16 protein-coding genes and 2 pseudogenes are annotated in these 21842 nt (G+C 72.5%); 10 read left to right on the forward strand and 8 right to left on the reverse strand.

All coding sequences use genetic code 11. From position 1 onward, the window contains the following. Window positions 1-36: 36 nt before the first annotated feature. The 5 genes from dcd to AC5Y4Z_RS23390 all read left to right on the forward strand — a co-directional run bounded on the left by dcd (window position 37) and on the right by AC5Y4Z_RS23390 (window position 7250). The gene (gene dcd, locus AC5Y4Z_RS23370; protein ID WP_499967279.1) at window positions 37-609 is read left to right on the forward strand and encodes a dCTP deaminase; all 573 of its coding nucleotides are present in this window, start codon (window positions 37-39) and stop codon (window positions 607-609) included. 108 nt (window positions 610-717) lie between these two features. Continuing rightward, complete coding sequence (locus AC5Y4Z_RS23375) at window positions 718-2724, forward strand: DUF7159 family protein (RefSeq protein WP_499967280.1); 2007 nt, start codon at window positions 718-720, stop codon at window positions 2722-2724. A gap of 175 nt (window positions 2725-2899) precedes the next feature. Further along, complete coding sequence (locus AC5Y4Z_RS23380; RefSeq protein ID WP_499967281.1) at window positions 2900-4279, forward strand: DUF7159 family protein; 1380 nt, start codon at window positions 2900-2902, stop codon at window positions 4277-4279. 134 nt (window positions 4280-4413) lie between these two features. Then, entirely contained in the window at window positions 4414-5847 is a 1434-nt protein-coding gene (locus AC5Y4Z_RS23385) for a DUF7159 family protein (protein ID WP_499967282.1), read from the forward strand. 77 nt (window positions 5848-5924) lie between these two features. After that, complete coding sequence (locus tag AC5Y4Z_RS23390) at window positions 5925-7250, forward strand: UDP-glucose dehydrogenase family protein (protein ID WP_499967283.1); 1326 nt, start codon at window positions 5925-5927, stop codon at window positions 7248-7250. Here the strand turns inward: AC5Y4Z_RS23390 and AC5Y4Z_RS23395 are convergent. After that, a complete protein-coding gene (locus AC5Y4Z_RS23395) occupies window positions 7247-8836 on the reverse strand; it encodes a PE family protein (RefSeq protein ID WP_499967284.1) in 1590 nt (529 codons plus the stop codon). The genes AC5Y4Z_RS23390 and AC5Y4Z_RS23395 overlap by 4 nt on opposite strands. 56 nt (window positions 8837-8892) lie before the next feature. Here AC5Y4Z_RS23395 and AC5Y4Z_RS23400 point away from each other — a divergent pair, with 56 nt between their 5' ends. Genes AC5Y4Z_RS23400 through rfbA form a run of 3 tightly spaced genes read left to right on the forward strand, consistent with a single transcriptional unit; the run spans window position 8893 to window position 10949 of the window. After that, window positions 8893-9648 (forward strand): maleylpyruvate isomerase family mycothiol-dependent enzyme, encoded by a 756-nt coding sequence (locus tag AC5Y4Z_RS23400; protein WP_499967285.1) that lies wholly within the window; start codon window positions 8893-8895, stop codon window positions 9646-9648. A gap of 28 nt (window positions 9649-9676) precedes the next feature. Beyond that, entirely contained in the window at window positions 9677-10045 is a 369-nt protein-coding gene (locus AC5Y4Z_RS23405) for a nuclear transport factor 2 family protein (protein ID WP_499967286.1), read from the forward strand. Between the two features lie 34 nt (window positions 10046-10079). Next, complete coding sequence (rfbA, locus tag AC5Y4Z_RS23410; protein WP_499967287.1) at window positions 10080-10949, forward strand: glucose-1-phosphate thymidylyltransferase RfbA; 870 nt, start codon at window positions 10080-10082, stop codon at window positions 10947-10949. Here the strand turns inward: rfbA and AC5Y4Z_RS23415 are convergent. Together AC5Y4Z_RS23415 and AC5Y4Z_RS23420 are read right to left on the reverse strand one after the other, a co-directional pair. Beyond that, on the reverse strand, window positions 10897-12168 hold the full coding sequence (locus tag AC5Y4Z_RS23415; protein WP_499967288.1) for a YibE/F family protein: 1272 nt from the start codon (window positions 12166-12168) through the stop codon (window positions 10897-10899). The two genes, rfbA and AC5Y4Z_RS23415, sit on opposite strands and share 53 nt — an antisense overlap. A 10-nt stretch (window positions 12169-12178) precedes the next feature. Further along, window positions 12179-13467: pseudogene (locus AC5Y4Z_RS23420) on the reverse strand (pyridoxal phosphate-dependent aminotransferase). Between the two features lie 49 nt (window positions 13468-13516). Between AC5Y4Z_RS23420 and AC5Y4Z_RS23425 the strand changes: the two are divergent. Both AC5Y4Z_RS23425 and AC5Y4Z_RS23430 read left to right on the forward strand, forming a co-directional pair. After that, window positions 13517-13738, forward strand: coding sequence for an antitoxin MazE-like protein (locus AC5Y4Z_RS23425; protein ID WP_499967289.1), 222 nt, complete (start codon window positions 13517-13519; stop codon window positions 13736-13738). Continuing rightward, window positions 13735-14058, forward strand: coding sequence for a type II toxin-antitoxin system PemK/MazF family toxin (locus tag AC5Y4Z_RS23430; protein WP_499967290.1), 324 nt, complete (start codon window positions 13735-13737; stop codon window positions 14056-14058). Before AC5Y4Z_RS23425 ends, AC5Y4Z_RS23430 begins: the two co-directional genes overlap by 4 nt. 93 nt (window positions 14059-14151) lie before the next feature. Here the strand turns inward: AC5Y4Z_RS23430 and AC5Y4Z_RS23435 are convergent, their stop codons facing one another. From AC5Y4Z_RS23435 to AC5Y4Z_RS23455, 5 genes and pseudogenes are all read right to left on the reverse strand, one after another. Continuing rightward, window positions 14152-17016: a heterodisulfide reductase-related iron-sulfur binding cluster gene (locus AC5Y4Z_RS23435; protein WP_499967320.1), complete on the reverse strand. Its 2865-nt coding sequence runs from the start codon at window positions 17014-17016 to the stop codon at window positions 14152-14154. Window positions 17017-17149: 133 nt separating this feature from the next. Further along, window positions 17150-18787 carry an Hsp70 family protein gene (locus AC5Y4Z_RS23440; RefSeq protein ID WP_499967291.1) on the reverse strand — a complete coding sequence of 546 codons (1638 nt, stop codon included), beginning with the start codon at window positions 18785-18787 and terminating at the stop codon, window positions 17150-17152. A gap of 62 nt (window positions 18788-18849) precedes the next feature. After that, window positions 18850-20505 carry an Hsp70 family protein gene (locus AC5Y4Z_RS23445; RefSeq protein ID WP_499967292.1) on the reverse strand — a complete coding sequence of 552 codons (1656 nt, stop codon included), beginning with the start codon at window positions 20503-20505 and terminating at the stop codon, window positions 18850-18852. A gap of 52 nt (window positions 20506-20557) precedes the next feature. Next, window positions 20558-21106 carry a hypothetical protein gene (locus AC5Y4Z_RS23450; protein WP_499967321.1) on the reverse strand — a complete coding sequence of 183 codons (549 nt, stop codon included), beginning with the start codon at window positions 21104-21106 and terminating at the stop codon, window positions 20558-20560. 360 nt (window positions 21107-21466) lie between these two features. Further along, window positions 21467-21766 (reverse strand): annotated as a pseudogene (locus AC5Y4Z_RS23455) (PE family protein); the annotation flags it as partial. Window positions 21767-21842 lie beyond the last annotated feature (76 nt).

The raw sequence follows: 21842 nt of genomic DNA on the forward strand, positions 1-21842 counted from the left end.
GGACGACCGGAGCGGCCCAGCGGATACGCTCGTCGGGTGCTGCTCTCCGATCGTGACCTGAGGTCCGAAATCTCCGCCGGCCGGTTGGGCATCGACCCGTACGACGACACCCTGGTGCAGCCCTCCAGCATCGACGTCCGGCTCGACTGCATGTTCCGGGTGTTCAACAACACCCGCTACACCCATATCGATCCCGCGCGGCAACAGGACGAGTTGACCAGCCTGGTGCAACCCGTCGACGGCGAGCCGTTCGTGCTGCACCCCGGCGAGTTCGTGCTCGGCTCGACGCTGGAGCTGTTCACCCTGCCCGACAACCTCGCCGGGCGCCTGGAGGGCAAATCGTCGCTGGGCCGCCTGGGTCTGCTGACCCATTCCACCGCCGGCTTCATCGACCCCGGCTTCAGCGGCCACATCACGCTGGAACTGTCCAATGTCGCCAACCTGCCGATCACCCTGTGGCCGGGCATGAAGATCGGCCAGCTGTGCATCCTTCGGCTGACCAGTCCGGCGGAGCACCCCTATGGCAGCTCCCACGTGGGGTCGAAGTATCAGGGCCAGAGGGGGCCGACGCCGTCACGCTCCTACCAGAACTTCATACGAAGTACCTAGGTTCGACAAGGCGTCCGCACAGCGCTTTTGCGCCAAGATGGAATGGTCGGTGGTTTCCTCCTCCGCGCGACCGTGGCTTCGCTGCAAATACCTTTGGAGGGGTTTGTTTTGGACATCGTGCTCGGGGTGTCGATGGCACCGGCGTCGATCCAGATGGTGGTGCTCGAAGGCGAAAACGCCGACGGCGCCACGGTGGACGAGGACGAGTTCGACGTCACCGCCACCGGCGGCGCGGCCACCGCGACCGCGCCCGACCAAGTGGTCGCCGCCATCCTCGGCACCCGTGAAGGCGCGGCCGACGCCGGGCTGGAGCTGTCGGCCATCGGCGTGACGTGGACCGATCAATTCGAGGCGGCCGCCCTGCGCGACGCGCTGGCCGCCCACAAGATCGAGAACGTCATGCTGGTGTCGGCGTTTCTGGCGGCGGCGGCGCTGGCCCAAAGTGTCGGCGGCGCAGTGGGTTACGAGCGCACCGCGGTCCTGTACATCGAGCCCGACACCGCGACGCTGGCCGTCGTCGAGACCTCCGACGGTTCCATCGTTGACGTCTGCAAGCAGGCGATCTACGCCGAGTCCTACGACGACGCCATCACCCAACTCAGTGGCATGGTCGTCGGGCTGGAACACAGCGGCCTGGCCCCCGGCGGGCTGTTCCTGGTCGGCTCGGGCGTCGACCTCGCCCCGATCAAGCCGGCACTCGAGGCCGTGACCTCGCTGGACGTCAGCGCGCCCGAGGAGCCCGACACCGCCCTGGCCCGCGGCGCGGCGTTGGCGTCGGCGAACGCGCCGCTGTTCGCGTCGTCGACGGCGGCCCTGGCCTACGCCCAAGACCCGGGCACCGGCGCGGTCGACCACGCCGCCCTGCCCGACTACCTCAGGGTCGGAACCGAATTCGGCGACGACGACGTCGCCTACAGCGCGGTGGGGGACGACGACGCCGACGCCCAGACCGTCGTGATCGAAAAGCTCTTCGCCCAGGAGCCGGAGCAGCCGCGGCGCCGTCCGGCCCTGTTGATCGGCAGTGGGCTGGCGGTCGTCGGCATCAGCGCGGTGCTGGCGCTGGAGATCGCACTGGCGGTCGGCATCCGCACGACGGGTGCCGTCGGCTTGCGGCCCACCCCGGGCCAAAGCCTTATCGTCCCAACGCAACAGGCCCCGCCGCCCGCACCGGTTCAGGCGGCCGCGCCGAAGCCGAACTTCACCGTCCCGGCGCCGATGATGGCGCCCCGGCCGGTGAACCCGCCGCCGGCCGCGCCGCCACCCGCGGCCGCGGCCCCGGTTCCGGTCGCTCCGCCGATCCCCGCGGCTCCCGTTCCGGTTCCGGTGCCCGTGCCGGTGGTGCTGCCCCCGCTGGCGCCGGTCCCCGCGCCGCCGCTTCGCCTGCCCGTCCCCAACCCCGTTGCGAGCCCGCCGGTGCTCCAGATCCCGCCGCTGCTGTCGCCGCCGAAACCCGTGACACCCCCGGCGCCGGTGCATATTCCGCAGCCGCCATCACCGCCGCAGGGCGTCGGCACGCTCCCGCATTCGCCGCCGCACCAAACTCCGCCCGGGCAGGGCTCGCTGCCCAACCCGAGCAGCCCCGGCGGCCCCGGTGGGCCCATCCACATTCCGACGCCGGGCAACGGTCCGGGCGGACCCGGCGGTCCCGGCGGGCCGATCCATATCCCGACTCCGGGTAATGGTCCGGGCGGACCCGGCGGTCCCGGTGGGCCGATCCATATCCCGACGCCGGGCAACGGTCCGGGCGGACCCGGCGGTCCCGGTGGGCCGATCCACATTCCGACGCCGGGCAACGGTCCCGGCGGTCCCGGCGGGCCGATCGGCGGCGGCGGACCCTTCGGCGGCGGTGGGCCATTCGGCGGCGGCGGGCCGTTCGGCGGCGGTCACGGCGGCGGTGGGCCCATTGGCGGTGGGCCCGTTGGTGGCGGGCCGATCGGCGGGGGCGGACCCTTCGGTGGCGGCGGGCCGTTCGGTGGCGGAGGTGGGCCGTTCGGCGGCGGCCACGCCGGCGGCGGCGGACCGATCGGTGGCGGCGGCGGACCGTTCGGTGGCGGTGGCGGCCTGGGCGGCTTCGGCGGCGGTGGCGGTCACGCCGGCGGAGGCGGACACCACTAGCGGCGCCCCGCCTCGTTGACTCTGCGTCCACGGCGCGGCCTACTCGCACTTTGACGCCATACACGCAGACTCAACTCCGTCGCGGCGCGGGTAGGGTCGAAATACTGGGGCAGGCCGAAAAGCCGCGCCACCCCGCCCAGCGACGCAGCAAACCATCGAGAGGGAGTTTTCAGCGGTGGTGGGCATCGTGCTCGGCGTCTCCATGGCGCCGACGAAAGTCCGCATGGTGCTGGTGGAAGGCGAAAGCGCCGACGGGGTCACCGTCGACCAGGACAACTTCGACGTCGACGACACCACCGCCGGCGGGCCCGCCACGGCACCCAACCAGGTGGTCTCCGCCATCCTCGGCACCCGCGAGAGCGCCGACGAGGGCGGCTTCCGGTTGTTGTCGACAGGCGTGACCTGGACCGACCACGTCCAGGCCGCGCTGCTGCGCGACGCGCTGATCGCCCACAAGATCGAAAACGTCATGCTGGTGTCGGCGTTCATGGCCGCCGCGGCGCTGACGCAGGCGGTGGGCGACGCCACCAACTACGCGCACACCGCGCTGTTGTTCGTCGAGCCGTACACCGCGACGTTGGCTTCGGTCGACACCGCCGACGGGTCGATCTCCGGGGTGCACCGGCGGGTCCTCGCCGACGACGACGACCAGGCGGTCGCCGAGCTCGCCGAACTGGTGTCGGGGGCCGACGCGCTGGAAACGCGGCCGGAGGGTGTGGTCGTCGTCGGCTCGGGCGTCGACATCCCGCTGATCAAACCGGCCCTGGAGGCCGCGACACCCCTTCCGCTGTCGGTGCCCGACGAGCCCGAGCTGGCCCTGGCCCGCGGGGCGGCGCTGGCCTCGGCGAATGCGCCGCTGTTCGCGTCCTCGACGGCGGCGCTGGCCTACGCGCTCGACCCCGGCACCGGCGAGGTCGACCCGCTGGCGCTGACCGGCCAGGTTCCCGGGCTGCTTCACGCATACCGGCCCGAACATCACCGGGTCTCCGAGCCGCCCGCCGGCGCCGGGCAGGGCAAGCCCAACGTCGCCTACAGCGCCGTGCCGGACGACGACGCCGCTCTAGGTGAGAGCGCGCAGCGGCGCAAATCCCTTCTGCTGGTTGGCAGTACGCTCGCGGTGATCTTCATCAGCGCCGTGGTGGCGCTCGAGATCGCGCTGGCGATCAGCATCCGTCCGACTGTGGCGCTGCGGCCCAGCCCCAACCAGAACGTCGTCGCCCCGGCGCCGACGCCCGCTCCCGCGCCGGTGCCGCAGGCGCAGCCGAAGATCCAGCCGCCCGCACCGGTCGCGGCGCCGCACCCCGTCGCCCCGCCGGCGCCGGCAGCGGCCCCGGCCGTCCCGGTGCCGGCGCTGCCGCCGCCCGTGTTCGTGCCGGTGCCTCGCGTGCCGGTGATCGGGCCGCCCGCGGGGGGCGGCCACGGACCGTTCGGCGGCCGGGGGCCATTTGGGCGCGGGCCGTTCGGACGCGGGCCCTTCGGCCACGGTCCCTTCGGGGGCGGGCACGGCCACGGCGGGTTCGGCGGCCACGGCCACGGCGGCTTCGGGCGCCGCTAGCCGCCCGGGCGGACGCGTAAAATTGAAGAATTAGGGGAATACGAGCGGGGACTGTCAACGCGCGGCAGCCGACTCAGGCTTGCGACGACGACGTTTCCGTCCTCACTGGCTAGCAAACGACCGATGGAGGAGCTTTGGACACCGTACTTGGCGTGTCGATGGCGCCGACGGCAGTCCGTATGGTGCTGGTCGAAGGCGAAAATGGCGACGGTGCCACTGTCGACGAGGACAATTTCGATGTGGCCTCCGAGGACGACGCGGCAACGGTCACCGCGGCCGACCAGGTAGTGTCGGCGATCCTCGGCACCCGCGAGGGCGCGGCCGAGGGCGGCTATCAGCTGGCGTCGACCGGCGTCACGTTCACCGACCCCATCGAGGCCGCCGCGCTGCGCGACGCGCTGGCCGCCCACAAGGTCGAGAACGTGATGTTGGTCTCGGCGTTCCTGGCCGCGGCCGCGCTGGCCCAGGCCGTCGGCCACCAGACCAACTACGGGCGCACGGCCCTGCTGTACATCGAGCCCGACACCGCCACGCTGGCGGTCGTCGACAGCGCCGACGGTTCGGTCACCGACGTCTACCGCCAGGCCCTGCCCAACGACGACGACGCGGCGGTGACCCAGCTGGCCTCGATGGTCTCGGGCGCCGAGGCGCTGGAGAGCCGGCCCGACGCCGTGTTCGTCGTCGGTTCGGGCATCGACATCCCGATGATCAAGCCGGCCCTCGAGGCCGCGACCACGCTGCCGCTGACGGCCCCCGAGGAGCCGGACACGGCGCTGGCCCGCGGTGCGGCGCTGGCGTCGGCGCACGCCCCGCTGTTCGCGTCGTCCACCGCAGCGCTGGCCTACGCGCAGGACCCGGGCACCGGCGCCATCAACCCGTTCGCGGTGGCCCCCGGCTACTTCGAAACCCCGGAGGCCGGCGCGAACGCGCTGGCCTACAGCGCGGTGCCCGACGAGTTCGACGAGGCCTACACCGGCGCGCAGCCGACCCAACTCGTCGGCGGCTATCGCGAGCGCAGGTCCTTCCGGCTGATCGGCAGCGCGCTGGCGGCGGTCTTCGTCGTCGGCGTGACGGCGCTGGTCGTGTCGCTGGCGATCGCCATCCGGCCGACCGCCGGGGTGCGCCCCGACCCCGGGCAGCACGCCGTCGCCCCCACCCAGGCGGCGCCGCCGCCCGCGGCGCCGGCTCCGGCGCCCGCCCCGGCTCCCGCGGCGCCCGCCCCGGCGCCGGCTCCCGAGGCTCCGGCCCCCGCGCCGCCGCCTGCCGCGGTTCCGGCCCCGGCGCCGGCTCCCGCCCCCGAGGCCCCCGCGCCGGCGCCGGTCCCGGTGCCGGCCGCCCCCGCGCCCGCTCCGGCGCCGCCGCCGGTGGCGCCGGTTCCCGTGCCCATCCCGCTGCCGATCCCGGGCCTCGGCGGCCCGCCCGGTGGCGGGTGGGGCCCCGGCGGCGGTCACGGCGACGGCGGCGGCCACGGCGGCGGCGGCTTCCCCGGCGGCGGGCACGGCCCGTTCGGCGGCGGTGGCGGCCACGGTCGCGGCGGGTTCGGCATCCCGGGCATCCCCGGCCTCTAGACATCTGTCATCTGCCGTTTGCCTGCCGCTCAGCGTGGCGATGCAGTCAGCTCATCGCGGCCCCCTACACCGGTGGTATGCGATGCACCGTCTTCGGAACGGGTTATCTGGGTGCCACCCACGCGGTCGGGATGGCGGAACTCGGGCACGACGTCGTCGGGATCGACATCGATCCCGGCAAGGTCGCCAAACTCGCCGGGGGCGACATCCCGTTCTACGAGCCGGGCCTGCGCAAACTGCTGACCGAGAACCTGGCCGCCGGGCGGCTGCGGTTTTCCACCGACTACGACATGGCGGCCGAGTTCGCCGACGTGCATTTCCTCGGGGTCGGCACGCCGCAGAAGAAGGGCGAGTACGGCGCCGACCTGCGCCACGTCCACGCCGTCATCGACATGTTGGTGCCGCGCCTGACCCGGCCCTCGGTGCTGGTCGGCAAGTCGACGGTCCCGGTGGGCACCGCCGCCGAGCTGGGCCGCCGCGCCGCCGCGCTGGCCCCGCACGGCGTGGACGTCGAAATCGCGTGGAACCCGGAGTTCCTGCGTGAGGGTCTGGCCGTGCACGACACCCTGCATCCCGACCGCATTGTCCTTGGGGTGCAACGGGATTCGACGCGCGCCGAGGCGGCCGTGCGCGAGCTGTACGGCCCGCTGCTGGACGCCGGCGTCCCGTTCTTGGTGACCGATCTGCAGACCGCGGAGCTGGTCAAGGTGTCCGCCAATGCCTTTCTGGCGACCAAGATCTCGTTCATCAACGCGATCTCCGAGGTGTGCGAGGCCGCGGGCGCCGACGTCAGCGTGCTGGCCGACGCGCTCGGCCACGACCCGCGCATCGGGCGCCAATGCCTCAACGCCGGTTTGGGTTTCGGCGGCGGCTGCCTGCCCAAGGACATCCGCGCGTTCATGGCCCGCGCCGGCGAGCTGGGCGCCGACCAGGCGCTGACCTTCCTGCGGGAGGTGGACAGCATCAACATGCGCCGCCGCACCCGGATGGTCGAGCTGGCCACCAGCGCGTGCGGCGGCTCGCTGCTGGGCGCCAACATCGCCGTGCTGGGCGCGGCGTTCAAGCCCGAGTCCGACGACGTGCGCGACTCGCCCGCGCTCAACGTCGCGGGCCAGTTGCAGCTCAACGGCGCCGCGGTCAACGTGTACGACCCCAAGGCGCTGGACAACGCGCAGCGGCTGTTCCCGACGCTGAACTACGCGGTCTCGGTCGAAGAGGCCTGCGAGCGCGCGGACGCGGTGCTGGTGCTCACCGAGTGGCGCCAATTCGTCGACCTGGATCCCGACGACCTGGCCGACCGGGTACGAGCCCGGGTCATCGTCGACGGCCGCAACTGCCTGGACGTCGCTCGCTGGACGGACGCGGGGTGGCGGGTGTTTCGGCTCGGGGCGCCGCGGCCCTAGGCCAGCCCGTCGTTGCCGCGCTGGCCGAGCAGCCCGCCCGTGCCGCCGGCGCCGAAATCGCCTGGCGGCGCGCCGATCCCGGCGTTTCCGCCGGTGCCGCCGTTGCCGACCAGCACGGCGGCGCCGCCGTTGCCGCCGTTACCGCCGCGGCCGGTGATGCCCTGGCCGCCGGGGCCGCCGTCGCCGCCGTAGCCGACCAGCGCGGCGCCGCCGCCGTTGCCGCCGGCCCCGCCGGTGGTGGCGCCCGCCGCGCCGGCCCCGCCGGCGCCGCCGCTGCCGGACAGCCCGCCCGCGCTGCCGCCGTTGCCGCCGTTCCCGCCGGCCCCGCCGCCGCCGACGCCGCCGTCGCCGCCGCGCCCGGCGGTGCCCTGGACCGGCCCGGAGTTGCCGCCGTTGCCGCCGGCCCCTCCGGCGCCGGTGAGGCCGGCCCCGCCGGCGCCCCCGGCGCCGCCGTTGCCGGAGATCCCCCGCGTGTTGCCGCCGGCCCCGCCGGCGCCGCCGGTGGTGTGGCCGTCACCGCCGTTGCCGCCGGCGCCGGCCGAGCCCTCGAACATGCCGCCGGCGCCGCCGTGCCCGCCGGCCCCGCCGGCGCCCGCGGATCCCGTGCCGCCGGCTCCGCCGGCGCCGCCGTTGCCCCACACCTGGCCCGCCCCGCCGCCGCCGCCGTTGCCGCCATTGCCGCCGAAGCCGGGCCCGCCCGCGCCGCCGGCCCCGCCGGCGCCGAGCAGCCCGCCGTTGCCGCCGGCACCGCCGTTGCCCCCGTCGGTCGTACCGGCGCCGCCGGCGCCCCCGGCGCCGCCGGTGGGCTGGGTGGGCCCGCCGATCCCCCCGTTGCTCGCGACGCTGAACACCCCGCCGTTGCCGCCCGCGCCGCCGCTGCCGCCGGCGCCGCCCGTCGATTGCCCGCCGGCGCCGCCCGCGCCGCCGGCGCCAAAGATCCCGCCGGGCCCGCCGGCCCCGCCGTGGCCGCCGGGGCCGTTCGTCGACAGCCCGCCCGCGCCGCCGGCGCCGCCGGCGCCGAACAGCGCGCCCGCCCCGCCGTTGCCGCCGTTGCCGCCGGTGGCACCCGACCAGCCGGCGCCGCCCGCGCCGGCGGCGCCGAGCAACCCGGCGGCCCCGCCGTTGCCGCCGTCGGGGTGGCCGGGCCCGCCGGAACCGCCGGCCCCGCCGTTGCCGATCAAGATTCCGGCGTCCCCGCCGTTCGCGCCGGTCCCCGGCGCGCCGTTGGCGCCGTTGCCGATCAGCGGCCGCCCGAACAGCGCCTCGGTGGGCGCGTTCACCGCGTCCAGCAGACTCTGCTGGACGTTGGCGGCCTCGGCGGAGGCGTACGCGGCCGCATTCCCGTTGACGGCCTGCACGAACCGGTCGTGGAACGCCGCGGCTTGGGCGCCGAGCGCCTGAAAGTCCTGCGCCTGGCTGGAGAACAGCGCCGCGATCGCGGCCGACACCTCGTCGCCGCCGGCGGCCAGCACGCGCGTCGTCGAGGCCGCCGCGGTCGCGCGGGCCGCACCGAGCGTCGCACCGATTCCGGCCAAATCCGAGGCCGCGGCCCCCAGCGCCTGCGGCGCAGCGGTCACAAACGACATACCCCCGCCCCTTCCCTCAGTCGGTGACAGGACGTTATCGCGAGTAGCCTGACCGCGTGGACTATGCGGCCGCGTTCCTCGACGAGAACCGGGCGTTTGCGGAGCTTTTCCGCGACGCCGACGAGTCCACGCCGGTGCCGACCTGCCCGGGCTGGACACTCACCCAGCTGTTGCGTCACGTCGGGCGCGGCGACCGCTGGGCGGCGCAGATCGTGCGCGACCGCCTCGACCACGCCCTCGACTTCCGCGCCGTGGAGGGCGGCAAACCGCCGCCGGATCCCGCCGACGCGGTCTCCTGGCTGCACGGCGGCGCGCAGCGGCTCGTCGACGCCGTCGAGTTGGCGGGCCCGGAAACCCCGGTGTGGACCTTCCTCGGCACCCGCCCCGCGAACTGGTGGATCCGGCGGCGGCTGCACGAAACGGTGGTGCACCGCGCCGATGCCGCCCTCGCCACCGGCGCCGAGTTCCCGCTCGACGCGCACATCGCCGCCGATGCGATCACGGAATGGCTTGAGCGAGTGGCGATTCGGGCCGGCGGCGACGGGGAGCCCCTGCCGCTCGCCGACGGCGACACGCTGCATCTGCACGCCAACGACCCGGGGCTGGGCGACGCGGGCGAATGGACGATCGGTGTCGACGGCGGCGCGGTCACCTGGTCGCACGCGCACGGCAAGGGCAGCGCCGCGCTGCGCGGCGGCGCCACCGAGTTGCTGCTGGCCGTGGTGCGCCGCGTCCCGCTGGCCGACACCGGCATCGAGCTGTTCGGCGACGACGGGGTGTGGCAAAAGTGGCTGGACCGTACGCCTTTCTAATTCGGCCGAACGCGGTACCTTGCTGACCATGACCACATCGGAGATCGCCACCGTTCTGGCGTGGCATGACGCCCTCAACGCCTCCGACCTGGAGACGTTGGTGGCATTGTCCAGCGACGACATCGAAATCGGCGAGGCGCACGGCGCCGCGCAGGGCCACGAGGCGCTGCGCAGGTGGGCCGCCTCGCAAGAGGGCACGGCCGAGCCGGGCCGGATGTACGTGCACGACGGCGTCGTCGTCGTCGAACAGAAGGTCGGCAGCCCGGACGGGCCGGTGCACAACGCGGCGTCGGCGTTCCGGGTGGTCCGCGATCACGTCACCGCGGTGTTTCGCCACGACGACCTGGCCTCGGCGCTGGCGGCCACCGAACTCACCGAGGCCGACCTCGTAAATTAGGGCCCGGGGTAGGACCCGAATAGGAGAGACATTCATGCGCGGGATCATTCTGGCTGGCGGGTCGGGCACCCGTCTTCATCCGATCACCATCGGCATCAGCAAGCAGCTGCTGCCCGTCTACGACAAACCGATGATCTACTACCCGCTGACCACGCTGATGATGGCCGGCATCCGCGACATCCTGGTGATCACGACACCGCACGACTCGGCCGGATTCCGGCGGCTGCTGGGCGACGGCTCGCAGTTCGGCATCAACCTGACCTACGTCACACAGAACCAACCCGACGGACTGGCACAGGCTTTCGTGCTGGGCGCCGACCACATCGGCAACGACTCGGTGGCGTTGGTGTTGGGGGACAACATCTTCTACGGTCCGGGCCTGGGCACCAACCTGAACCGCTTCCAATCCATCAGCGGCGGAGCCATTTTCGCCTACTGGGTGGCCAACCCGTCGGCCTACGGCGTCGTCGAATTCGGGGCCGACGGCATGGCGCTGTCGCTGGAGGAAAAGCCCGAGACGCCGAAGTCCCACTACGCGGTGCCGGGCCTGTACTTCTACGACAACGACGTCATCGAGATCGCTAAGGGCCTGAAGAAGTCGGCGCGCGGCGAGTACGAGATCACCGCGGTCAACCAGATCTACCTGAACCGGGGCCGGCTGGCCGTCGAGGTGCTCGCCCGCGGGACGGCGTGGCTGGACACGGGAACCTTCGACTCGCTGCTGGACGCCAGCGACTACGTCCGCACGCTGGAGCGGCGGCAGGGCCTGAAGGTCAGCGTCCCCGAGGAGGTGGCGTGGCGGCAGGGCTGGATCGACGACGATCAGCTGGCCGGGCGGGCGCGCAGCCTGGTCAAGTCCGGTTACGGGGACTACCTGCTGCAGATGCTGGAACACCCGCGCTGACGGCCGGTTTGGCCAGCACCGCGGCGATCCCCGTCGTCAACGGCACCGACAGCGCCAGCGCGATGCCGCCGACCGCCGACCGGGCGACTTCGATGGCCACGCTCTCGCTGACCAGCACGTCACCCAGCGAGCGGTTGGCGACGCTGAACAGCAGCAGCAACGGCAGCGAGGTCCCGGCGTAGGCCAGCACCAGCGTGTACACCGTGCTGGCGATGTGGTCGCGGCCCACCCGGAGCGCGCCTGAGAAGATGGCCCGCCGCGAGGTGTCCCCGCCGAGGTGTGCCAGCTCGAACACCGTCGACGCCTGGGTCACGGTCACGTCGTTGAGCACACCCAGCGACCCGATGATGAACCCGGCGAGTAGCAGCCCGCTGATCGACACGTTGCCCAGGTACGCCGATACCTGGGAGTTCTGGTCGTCGGACAGGCCGGTGAGATGGGCCAGACCCACTGCGGCCCAAGACAATCCGGCGGCCAGCAGTAACGCCGACAAGGTGCCCAGCAGGGCGGCGCTGGTGCGCAGGCTGACCCCGTGGGCGAGGTAGATCACCGCGTAGAGGATGGCCGCCGACGCCACCAGCGCCACCGGGACCGCGGGCGCCCCGTCCCGCAGCGCCGGCAGCAGGAACACGACGAGCACCACGAAGGCCACCACGATGCCGACCAGCGCCAGCAGCCCGCGCCAGCGCGCCACGGCGACGACCACCACCGCGAACGCGACCGCGAGGCCGACGAGCGGCCAGCCGCGTTCGAAGTCGTAGAAGGCGTAGCTGGTCGCGCCCTGGTCGTCGACCTGCCGGACGAGCCGGACGCGGTCGCCGGGCGCGAAGTGCGGCTGGCCGGGTCCGGGGGAGGACTCCAGCAGCGTCTTGGCCCCGGCGTTGGGCCCGGAATCGATCGCGACGAGCGTTTGGACGCACCGCCCGGCGCCGGGCTGCGCCGGCTCGGGCGTGCTGGTGAGCACCTCGCTGGCCGACGGGCTGCCGCAGTCGCTCAGGCCGCTGGACAGCACGTGGCCGGTCACCGTGGTCACCGGGCCACCGGCCGCGTTCTGGAACGGCAGCGGGATGTCGACGTGCTGGCGGCTCGGCCACAGCAGCGCCGCCCCGGTGAGCACGGCCACCCCGATGGCGACCAGCAGCCCGACGACGATCCTGGCGGGCAGCCGACCCACCGGGGCCGGTCCCGACGAGAAGGTGTGGGAGTGCGCGTGGGTCACCCGGTCGAGGTTACGGCCGGTAGCTGCTCAGGAAGTTGCCGAGCCGCTCGATCGCGGCGGCGAGGTCGCGCGACCACGGCAGGGTCACGATGCGCAGGTGATCGGGCTGCGGCCAGTTGAACCCGGTGCCCTGGGTGACCAGGATCTTCTCCTGCAGCAGCAGGTCGAGCACGAGCTGCTCGTCGTCGGCGATCTCGTACACCTCGGGGTCCAGGCGCGGAAACGCGTACAGCGCGCCCTCGGGCTTGACGCAGGACACCCCGGGGATCTCGTTGAGCTTGGTCCAGGCGGTGTCGCGCTGCTCGAGCAGGCGGCCGCCGGGAAGGACCAGGTCTTCGATGCTCTGGTGGCCGCCGAGGGCGACCTGGATGGCGTGCTGCGCGGGCACGTTGGGGCACAGCCGCATGTTGGCCAGCAGGCTGATCCCCTCGATGAAGCTGCCGGCGTGTTCCTTGGGCCCGGTGATGGCCAGCCAGCCGGCCCGGTATCCGGCCACCCGGTAGGCCTTCGACAGGCCGTTGAAGGTCAGGCACAGCACGTCCGGCGCGAGTGAGGCCACGCTGATGTGCTTGGCGTCGTCGTAGAGGATCTTGTCGTAGATCTCGTCGGCGAGCAGCAGCAGCTGGTGCCTGCGGGCCAGATCGACCATCTGGGTGAGGATTTCGCGACTGTAGACGGCGCCGGTGGGGTTGTTCGGGTTGATCACGACCAGCGCCTTGGTGCGCTCGGTGATCTTGGACTCCAGGTCGGCGATGTCGGGCTGCCAGTTCTGGGTCTCGTCGCACAGGTAGTGCACGGGCGTGCCCCCGGCCAGCGACGTCGACGCCGTCCACAGCGGGTAGTCCGGCGACGGGATCAGCACCTGGTCGCCGTTGTCCAGCAGGGCCTGCAGCGTCATCGTGATCAGCTCGGAGACGCCGTTGCCCAGGTAGACGTCGTCGACGTCGAAGCGGGGGAAGCCGTCGACGAGTTCGTAGCGGGTCACCACCGCGCGGCGGGCCGGCAGGATGCCCTGCGAGTCGGAGTAGCCCTGGGCGTACGGCAGGGCTTGGATCATGTCGCGCATGATCACGTCGGGCGCCTCGAAGCCGAACGGCGCCGGGTTGCCGATGTTGAGCTTGAGGATGCGGTGCCCCTCGGCCTCCAGCCGCGCCGCGTGCTGGTGCACCGGGCCGCGGATCTCGTACAGCACGTCCTGCAATTTGGACGACTGCGCGAAGGCCCGCTGCCGGTGATGGCCGACGGTATGCGCGGGCAGCGGGTGCGTGGTCACCTAACTATGGTGCCATCGCTGTCCAATCAAATTTGCCATGTTGCATGCAACATGCGTTTCATGCAACATGGCGGCATGGGCGAAACGTCGACCGGCCGAGCCGCCGAATACCGCCGGCGCATGCGCGAACGCGGGTACCGGCCGGTGCAAATGTGGGTGCCGGATGTTCGGTCGGCGCAGTTTGCCGCCGAGGCGCACCGGGAAGCGTTGGCCCTCGCCGAGGCCGACCGGCACGGCGATGACATGGATTTTGTCGAGGCGATCTCGGACGACCTGGCTGGCTTGGACGACGAGTGAACCGCGGCGAGCTATGGACGGTGTCGGGCGGCGTCTATGCGGCCAAGCCGCGTCCGGCGATCATTGTGCAGGATGACCTGTTCGCCGCGACGGATTCGGTGGTCGTCATCCCGCTGACCGCCACGGCGGTGCCCGGCGTCGTGCTCACCCGCATCGAGGTCCCGACCACAGCCGGCGTTGCCCAACCCAGCTTCGCCATGGTCGACAAGATCACCACTGTGCGTCGGTCAAACCTCGGTGCGCGGATCGGTCGTGTGTCCGCCTCACTCATGGCGGACATCGAACGGTCGCTCATGGTGTTCCTCGGCCTGGCTTCCTGAGGCCGACCTTTCGCCGAGCGTGAAGCTGTGGCGGAAAATCGCGGGAAAATCGCGAAAAATTCGCCACAGCTGCACGCTCGGCGAAGCGGTCGGTCAGCGCTTGCCGGGAGGGCGGGCGCCGCGCGCGATGCCCAGCCCCTTGACCGGCGCGGCCGGGGCCTTGGGTTCCTCGGCGGGCTCGGGCTCCGGCTTGGCCTCGGGTTCTGCCTTGGCCTCGGGTTCTGCCGGGGCCTCGGGCTCCGCCTTGGCCTCGGACTCCGCCTTGGCCTCGACCGCCGGGGCCGCCTTCTTGGCCCCCGGCCGCTTGGCGCCGGCGGCGATGCCCAGCCCCTTGACTGGCGCGGCCGGAGCCTTGGGTTCCTCGGCCGGGGCTTCGGTCTTCGCCTCGGCCGGTGCCTCCGCCTTTGCCTCGGCCGGCGCCGCGGCCTTCTTGGCCCCGGGCCGCTTGGCCCCGCCGGCGATGCCCAGCCCCTTGACGGGCGCCGCGGGCGCAGCCGGCTCAGCGGGCGCCGCCGGAGCCGCCGCCTCGGCAGCCGGGGCGGCGGCCTTCTTGGCGCCGGGCCGCTTGGCGCCACCGGCGATCCCCAGCCCCTTGGCGGGCGCGGGAGCGGCCTTGGCGGCCTTCTCCGGCTCGGCGGCCGGTGCTTCCGCGGGCTCCTCGGTGCGGGGCGGCGCCTCGACGGGAGCGGCCGCCTTCGGGGCCTCGGCAGCGCGCTTCTCGGCTTCCTTTGCGGCCGTGCCCTTTTCGGGCAGCGTCGCCTTGTCGTACTCAAGGGACCCGAGCAGGATCTGGGCCACGTCGAGCACCTCGACGCCACTGCGGCCGGCCTCCTCCTGACGGTCGTTGACCCCGTCGGTGACCATCACCCGGCAGAACGGACACGCGGTGGCGACCGTGGCCGCGCCGGTGGCCAGCGCCTCGTCGACGCGCTCGTGGTTGATGCGCTTGCCGATGTGCTCTTCCATCCACATGCGCGCGCCGCCGGCGCCGCAGCAGAAGCTGCGCTCGGCGTGCCGCGGCATCTCGGTCAACGTCGCACCGGCGGCGCCGATCAGCTCGCGCGGCGCCTCGTACACCTTGTTGTGCCGGCCCAGGTAGCACGGGTCGTGGTAGGTGATGTCCTGGGAAACGGGCGTGACCGGGACCAGCTGCTTGTCGCGCACCAGCCGGTTGAGCAGCTGGGTGTGGTGCAACACGGTGTAGTTGGAGCCCAGCTGCCGGTATTCCTTGCCCAGGGTGTTGAAGCAGTGCGGGCACGTCACCACGACCTTGCGGTCGACGGTCTCCACGCCCTCGAAGACCCCGTCCAGGGTCTCGACGGCCTGTGCGGCCAGCTGCTGGAACAAGAACTCGTTGCCCGAGCGGCGCGCCGAGTCGCCGTTGCAGGTCTCGCCCGTGCCCAGCACCATGAACTTCACGCCGGCGATGGCGAGCAGCTCGGCGACGGCCTTGGTGGTCTTCTTGGCCTTGTCGTCGTAGGCGCCCGCGCAGCCCACCCAGAACAGGTACTCGTAGCCGTCGAAGCTCTCCACGTCCTGGCCGTAGACCGGGACGTCGAAGTCGACCTCGTCGATCCAGTTGGTCCGGTCGGCGGCGTTCTGCCCCCACGGATTGCCTTTGGTCTCAAGGTTTTTGAACAGCACCGACAGCTCGGAGGGGAACTCCGACTCCATCATCACCTGGTAGCGGCGCATATCGACGATGTGATCGATGTGCTCGATGTCCACCGGGCACTGCTCGACGCAGGCGCCGCACGTCACGCAGGACCACAGCACGTCGGGGTCGATGACGCCGCCCTGCTCCTCGGTGCCGACCAGCGGCCGGGTCGCCTGCTCGGGCCCCGAGCCCATGACGCGGCCGAAGCCCGACTCGGGGACGTGGTGCTCCTGCGCGTGCTTCTCGCCGGACAGTTTCTCGCCGACCCCGCCCTCCGGGGTGCTGTCGGCCGGAGTCTGCTTGTCGCCCAACAGGTATGGCGCCTTGGCCATCCAGTGGTCGCGCAGGTCCATGATGACGAGCTTGGGCGACAGCGGCTTTCCGGTGTTCCAGGCCGGGCACTGCGACTGGCAGCGCCCACACTCGGTACAGGTGGCGAAGTCCAGCATCGCCTTCCAGCTGAAGTCCTCGATCTTGCCGCGGCCGAATTCGGCGTCGTCCGGCGGGTTTTCGAAGTCGATCGGCTTGCCATCGGCCTCGATCGGCAGCAGCGGGCCCAGCCCGTCGGGCAGCCGCTTGAAGATGACGTTGATGGGCGCCAGGAAGATGTGCAGGTGCTTGGAGTGCAGCACGATGATCAGGAACGCCAGCATGACCCCGATGTGCAGCAGCAGGGCCGCCGTCTCCAAGACCTCGTTGCCGGTGTGGCCCAGCGGGCGCAGGATCACGCCGAACAGCTGTGACAGGAAGGCGCCCTTGCCGTAGGGCAGGGTGCCGTTGTTGACGGCCGACCCGCGGACCAGCACGTAGGTCCAGATGACGTTGAAGATCATGAACAGGATCAGCCACGCGCCGCCGGTGTGCGAGCCGTAGAACCGTGACCCGCGGCCGTACTCCTTGGGCTCGGTGCGCAACCGGATGATGGCGAAGGTGGCGATGCCCAGGAACACGGCGGTGGCGAAGAAGTCCTGCAGGAAGCCCAGCGCGTCCCAGCGCCCGATGATCGGGATGTGGAAGTTGTCCTGGAAGAGCAGCCCGTAGGCCTCGATGTAGACCGTGAGCAGGATGAAAAATCCCCACATGGTGAAGAAGTGCGCCAGGCCGGGGATCGACCACTTCAGCAGCCGGCGCTGCCCGAAGACCTCGGCGATTTCCGTCCAGATCCGCTCGCCGACGTTGTCGGTGTGCCCCGGGGCCGGTTTGCCGGAGGTGACCAGCTTGAACAGCCACAGGACCCGCCGCGCGGCGAACAGGAGCACGACCGCGGTCATGCCCAAGCCCACTACCAGTCTGATGAGCATCTGTGTGTCCACAGAAGACCTCTCCAATGCCTAGTCAACGGGGGTACTCAACCCCCTTCTTTTGCCTGCTTAGGCCCTGCTCATAGTGACATCTCCCCGGCTTCGGACGCGAGAAAGGCTGCCCTAACTCGCCTCAGTAGCTCCCCGGGGGCGTGACCGGCGTCGTCGTCGGCGGCGTTGTCAGCGGCCACGGCGCGGTCACCGACCCCGAGGTGGTCGACGGCGTCGTGGTCGTCGGCGTCGCGCGGGTGGTCGCCCGGGTCCTGGGCGGCGCGGTGGTCACGGTGATCACGGTGGTCGACGGCACGGGCGGCGGTGGCGGCGGCTCGGAGGTCTGCTCGATCGCCGACGACCTGACCGAGGAGGTGACGATCGACGGCGCCGGCTTCGGGACCTTCGTGGTGCTCACCTTGAACACCGTCCCCACGACGATCCCCAGCAGGACCACGGCGGCGACGCCGGTCAGGACCAGCAGCGGCGTGGATCGGGTGTAGCAGTGCCCCTCCCGGAGTGCGGCGGCGGCGCGGGCCCGCGGGGGCTCGTCGTCGCCCAGGTAGGGGATCGGTTCGACGCCCGAGTCGCCGGCCTGCGACCACGCCAGGGCGCGGTAGGTCGCCGACGGGTCGCCATCGGCGGCCGATTCCGCGGCGGCCTCGCCGGCGGCCAGCAGCGCCCACCCGGCCGGGGAGGCGTCGGTCTCCTGGCCGCCGGCCGGCGCGCCCGCGGCCGTCGGGGCGGGGGGCGAGGGCCGGTGGCGGCCCAGCTCCGCGGCGCCGGTCGCGGTGCTGAACGCGGGTTGGGGCGTGGTGAACACCGGCACGTCCAGCCGCTCCGCGAGTCGCGCGGTGATGAGCGGGATGCACGCCCCGCCGCCCACGGTCGCGGCGGCGGACAGGTTCGACCGCGCAATGTCGTTGCGGCGCAAGATTTCTTCGACGGCCGAGACGAATCGGTCCAGCGGTTCGGAGATCATGCGCTCGAACTCGGCGCGGGACAGCCGGACGTCCTGGCCGAACCCGGGCAGCTCGGCCGGGACGACGGTGACCGTGGCCGCCGACAGCCGTTCCTTGGCGCGCTGGCATTCCCCGAGCCGATGGGCCAGCGACCCCATCGGGTCGGTGCCCGCCCGCTCGTCGTCGTAGTCGTCGCCGTCGTCGGTGAGCAGGTTGCGCAGGATCAACTCGTCGATCCCGTCGCCGGAGAACTGCGCGTAGCGCACGGTCGGGCCGATCTGCTTGAGGTTCGACGCCGCGTCGGTCAGGGTCACGCTGGTGCCGCCGGCGCCGAAGTCGCACAGCGCCACCACGCCGTCGGCCGGGAATCCCGGTTCGGAATACAGCGCCGCGAGTGCGGCGGTCGCGTCCGGGATCGTCACCGGCGGCAGGCCGCCCGCCGGCGTCAGGGCCGGCCGCGTGCACAGCGCCGCGCGCAGCGAGGCGATCTGGTTGGCGGACCAGTACGCGGGTACCGCGACGCAGACCGGCGCGCCGTAGCCCGCCCCGCGTGCCATCGCGTCGAGAGCTTCGGCCGTCAGCGCCTCGGCGCGATGCGTCGTCCCGTCGGCGGCCACCAGCGGCGTGGGGTCTCCCACCCGTTCGACGAATCCCCGCAGCACCGAGCCGTACTCGCTCGCGCGCGGATCCGGCTCACCGACGTCGCTGGGGCGGTCGGGGAACAGGGTGAGCACCGACCTGCGGGCCAGCGGCGCGCCACCCGCGCGGGCCGCGACCAGGTTGGCAACCCCGATCGACAACCCGAGCGAGTCGGTCACCCCGCCGCCTCCACAACGTCCACCCGCCCGGAATACCCATGCCGCGCTGATGAAACCGGACCTCAGGGCTGGGGCAGGAACGGGAGCCCCGGTCGTGGCCGCGACGTCGTCGCCGGGGCGCTGGTGGTCGCCTGCGACGTGGTGGTCGGCGCGGCGCTCGTGGTGGTCGCCGTCGTGGTGGGCGGCTGGCTGGTGGTCGTGCTCGTCGTGGGCGGCGCGCTGGTGGTGGTGCTCGACGTGGGCGGCTGCGACGACGACGACGCCGGCGGCGGGGGCGGGAGCACGGTGACGGTGGCGCTGTCGTCGGGACCGGTGATGGTCACCGTCTGCGACGTCGGTGGCGGTCCCGTCTGGCTCGGCGTGGTGTTGGCCGGACTGGTCTTGGTGTGGCCCAGGGTGAGCGCCAGCACCACCGCGACCAGCACCGCCGCGGCCGCGCCGACGACGCTCAACACCAGCGCCGTGCGCTTGTACCACGGCAGCGGCGCGGCGGCGGCGCGGTCCCGGCCCGCGGGCGCCAATCCCGTTGGCTCCCGGCTGTATTCGCCGGTCATGTCGGGTCCGGTGTAGGGCACCGGCTCGGCACCGTCGTCGGCGTCCTGCGACCACGCCAGGGCCGGCTCGCCCCCGGAGACCCGGGACGTCTGGACCGCTTCGGTCGGGTTCTCCAGGATGGGGCTCGCGGCGGTCGCGACGCCCGCCGCGGCCTGCTGCGCACCCAGCGCGGCCGCGCCGATCGCGGCGGCGAACGCGGGCTGGGGCGCGGCGTGAACGGGCACCCGCAGCCGCTCGGACAGCCGCGCGTTGACCAGCGGGATGGCGGCGCCCCCGCCGACGGTCGCCACGGCGGCCAGGCCGGGCGGCTGAATCCCGTTGCGCCGCAAGGCGTCTTCCACGGTATCGACGAAGCGCTCCAGCGACGGGGTGATCAGCTGCTCGAGTTCCAGGCGGGCGAGGCGGACCTGATCCCCCGAGTCCGCCGCGATGGTGGCGGCCGTTGCCGTCGACAGCCGCTCCTTGGCGCGGCGGCACTCGCCGAGCAGGCGGTTGCCCGCCCCGATCCGCGCGGTGGCGGCGACGTCGCGGGTCTCGGCGTCCGAGGCGGCGCGCACGTGATCGAGGACGAGCTGGTCGATCGCGTCGCCGGACAGCTCGGTGTCGCGCGCGGACGGACCGATCTGGCGGGCGCTCCCGGCGTCGATCAGGGTCAGGCTGGTGCCGCTCGCGCCGAAGTCGCACACCGCGACGACGCCGCCGCCCGGGAATCCCGGGGTGGCGCGCAGGGCGGCCAGCGCGGCCACGGCGTCGGAGACCAGGGCCGGTGCGACCCCGCCGCGGGTGAGATCCGGCTGGGCGAAGAATTCCTCACGCAGCGCGGTGCTTTGGGCCTGCGACCAGTACGCGGGGACCGCGACGGTGACCGGTGTGCCGTAGCCGACCGCGCGCGCCATGGCTTCGATCGCCTCGACCGTGAGCACCTCGCCGAGGTACTTCGTGCCGTCGGCGGCCACCAGCGGGGCCGGGTCGCCTACCCGCTCGACGAATCCCCGCATCACCAGGCCCGGTTCGGTCAGGCCCGGGTTTTCTTCCGGCAGGCCGATTTCGGTCGGCCGGTTCTCGAACAGCGTCAACACGGAACTGCGGGCCACCGGGGCACCGCCCCCGCGCGCCGCAACCAGGTTGGCCGCACCGATCGACAAGCCCAGCGACTGGCTCATAATCCACACCCCACTCCAGCGAGTCTATGGGCGCGACCCGGTCACCGGCCGGTTACGAGAGCCCGGGCGGCAGCGTGACCGGGTTCGGCACCCCGGGAATGGTGATCACCGGCGGCAGCGGCGGCAGGTGGTGCCGGTGCGTCGGCTGCTGCTGGGTGGGCGCGTGCGTGGGCTCCTGGGTCGGCTGCTGCGCCGGGGGCTCGACGGCGCTGCTGGTGGGCGCCTGCTCTGAAGTGGTGGCAGTAGGCGTCGTGGTGGCCGTCGTCGTGGTGGTGGTCGGGGTGGTGCTGCTCGTGCTCGGGCTGGTGCCGTGCCCGCCCTGGGTCAGCTGCATGAGGCCGTAGACGATCAGCGCGATCAGGACCAGGACGGCCAGAACCCACCCGACGATCCCCGCGGGCCTGCGGTACCACGGGGTGGGCTCGGGTTCCTGGCCGAAGGTGTCCAGCGCCTCGGCGGGCGGCTGGTCGGGCGTCCCCTCCGGCGGCGCAGCCGTCGGCGGCGGATCACCCCCCGGTTGCGGGGGCCCGCCCGGGGCGCCGTAGTTCGCGTACTGCGTCTGCTGGTTGTGGAAGTCCTCCGGTGGGCCGTTGCGTGCCACGGCACCGATGGTACTGACACCGCCGTCCGGCCCGCTCAGTACGTCGGGCGGCGACGAATCCGCCGCGGCGGTCCGGTTGTGGCGGGCCGGGGCGAGCAAACGCCGGATTGCCGGCGCCCGAAACGGATCAGATCGAGCCGAAGATCGCTTTGACAATCGCCCCCACGAGCGCGTCCGCCACCGCGTTGATAATCGGCCCCAGAATTGGTGACAACGCGAACCAATCAGGGCGCCAACCGCATTTTGCAACTGGTTCAAGACCGCGCCGAACCACGCGGTCAGCGGATCGAGGGGCGCAGCGGCGACGGCGGATCCGGCGATCGCGCTCAACGGTTGCAGCGCCGCGGCGTTGGCGACCTCGGCGCCGGCATACGCCGCCGCTCCGGCGGAGATGTTCTGCGCGAACTGCTGATGAAACGCCGCCGCCTGCCCGGCCACGGCCTGGTAGTCGAGCCCGTGCGCGGACAGCACCTGCGCCACCCCGGCCGACACGGCGTCGGCGGCCGGGGCCGGCACCGTGACGGTCGCGGCCGCGGCCGCGGTGTGCGCGGCACTCAGCGTCGAACCGATATTCGTCAAATCCGTCGCCGCCGTCGCGATCAGTTCCGGCGCCGCGAACACACCCGACATTGCCGTCTCCCGCCGCATCGCCGATCGCATTCAAGCCGGCAAAGAGTATCGCGCGAACCCGCTAAACGCCACACCGTCCAAATTGCGCAGGAATTCACAACCGCAA

This window comes from Mycobacterium sp. NGS63 (genome assembly GCF_059812295.1).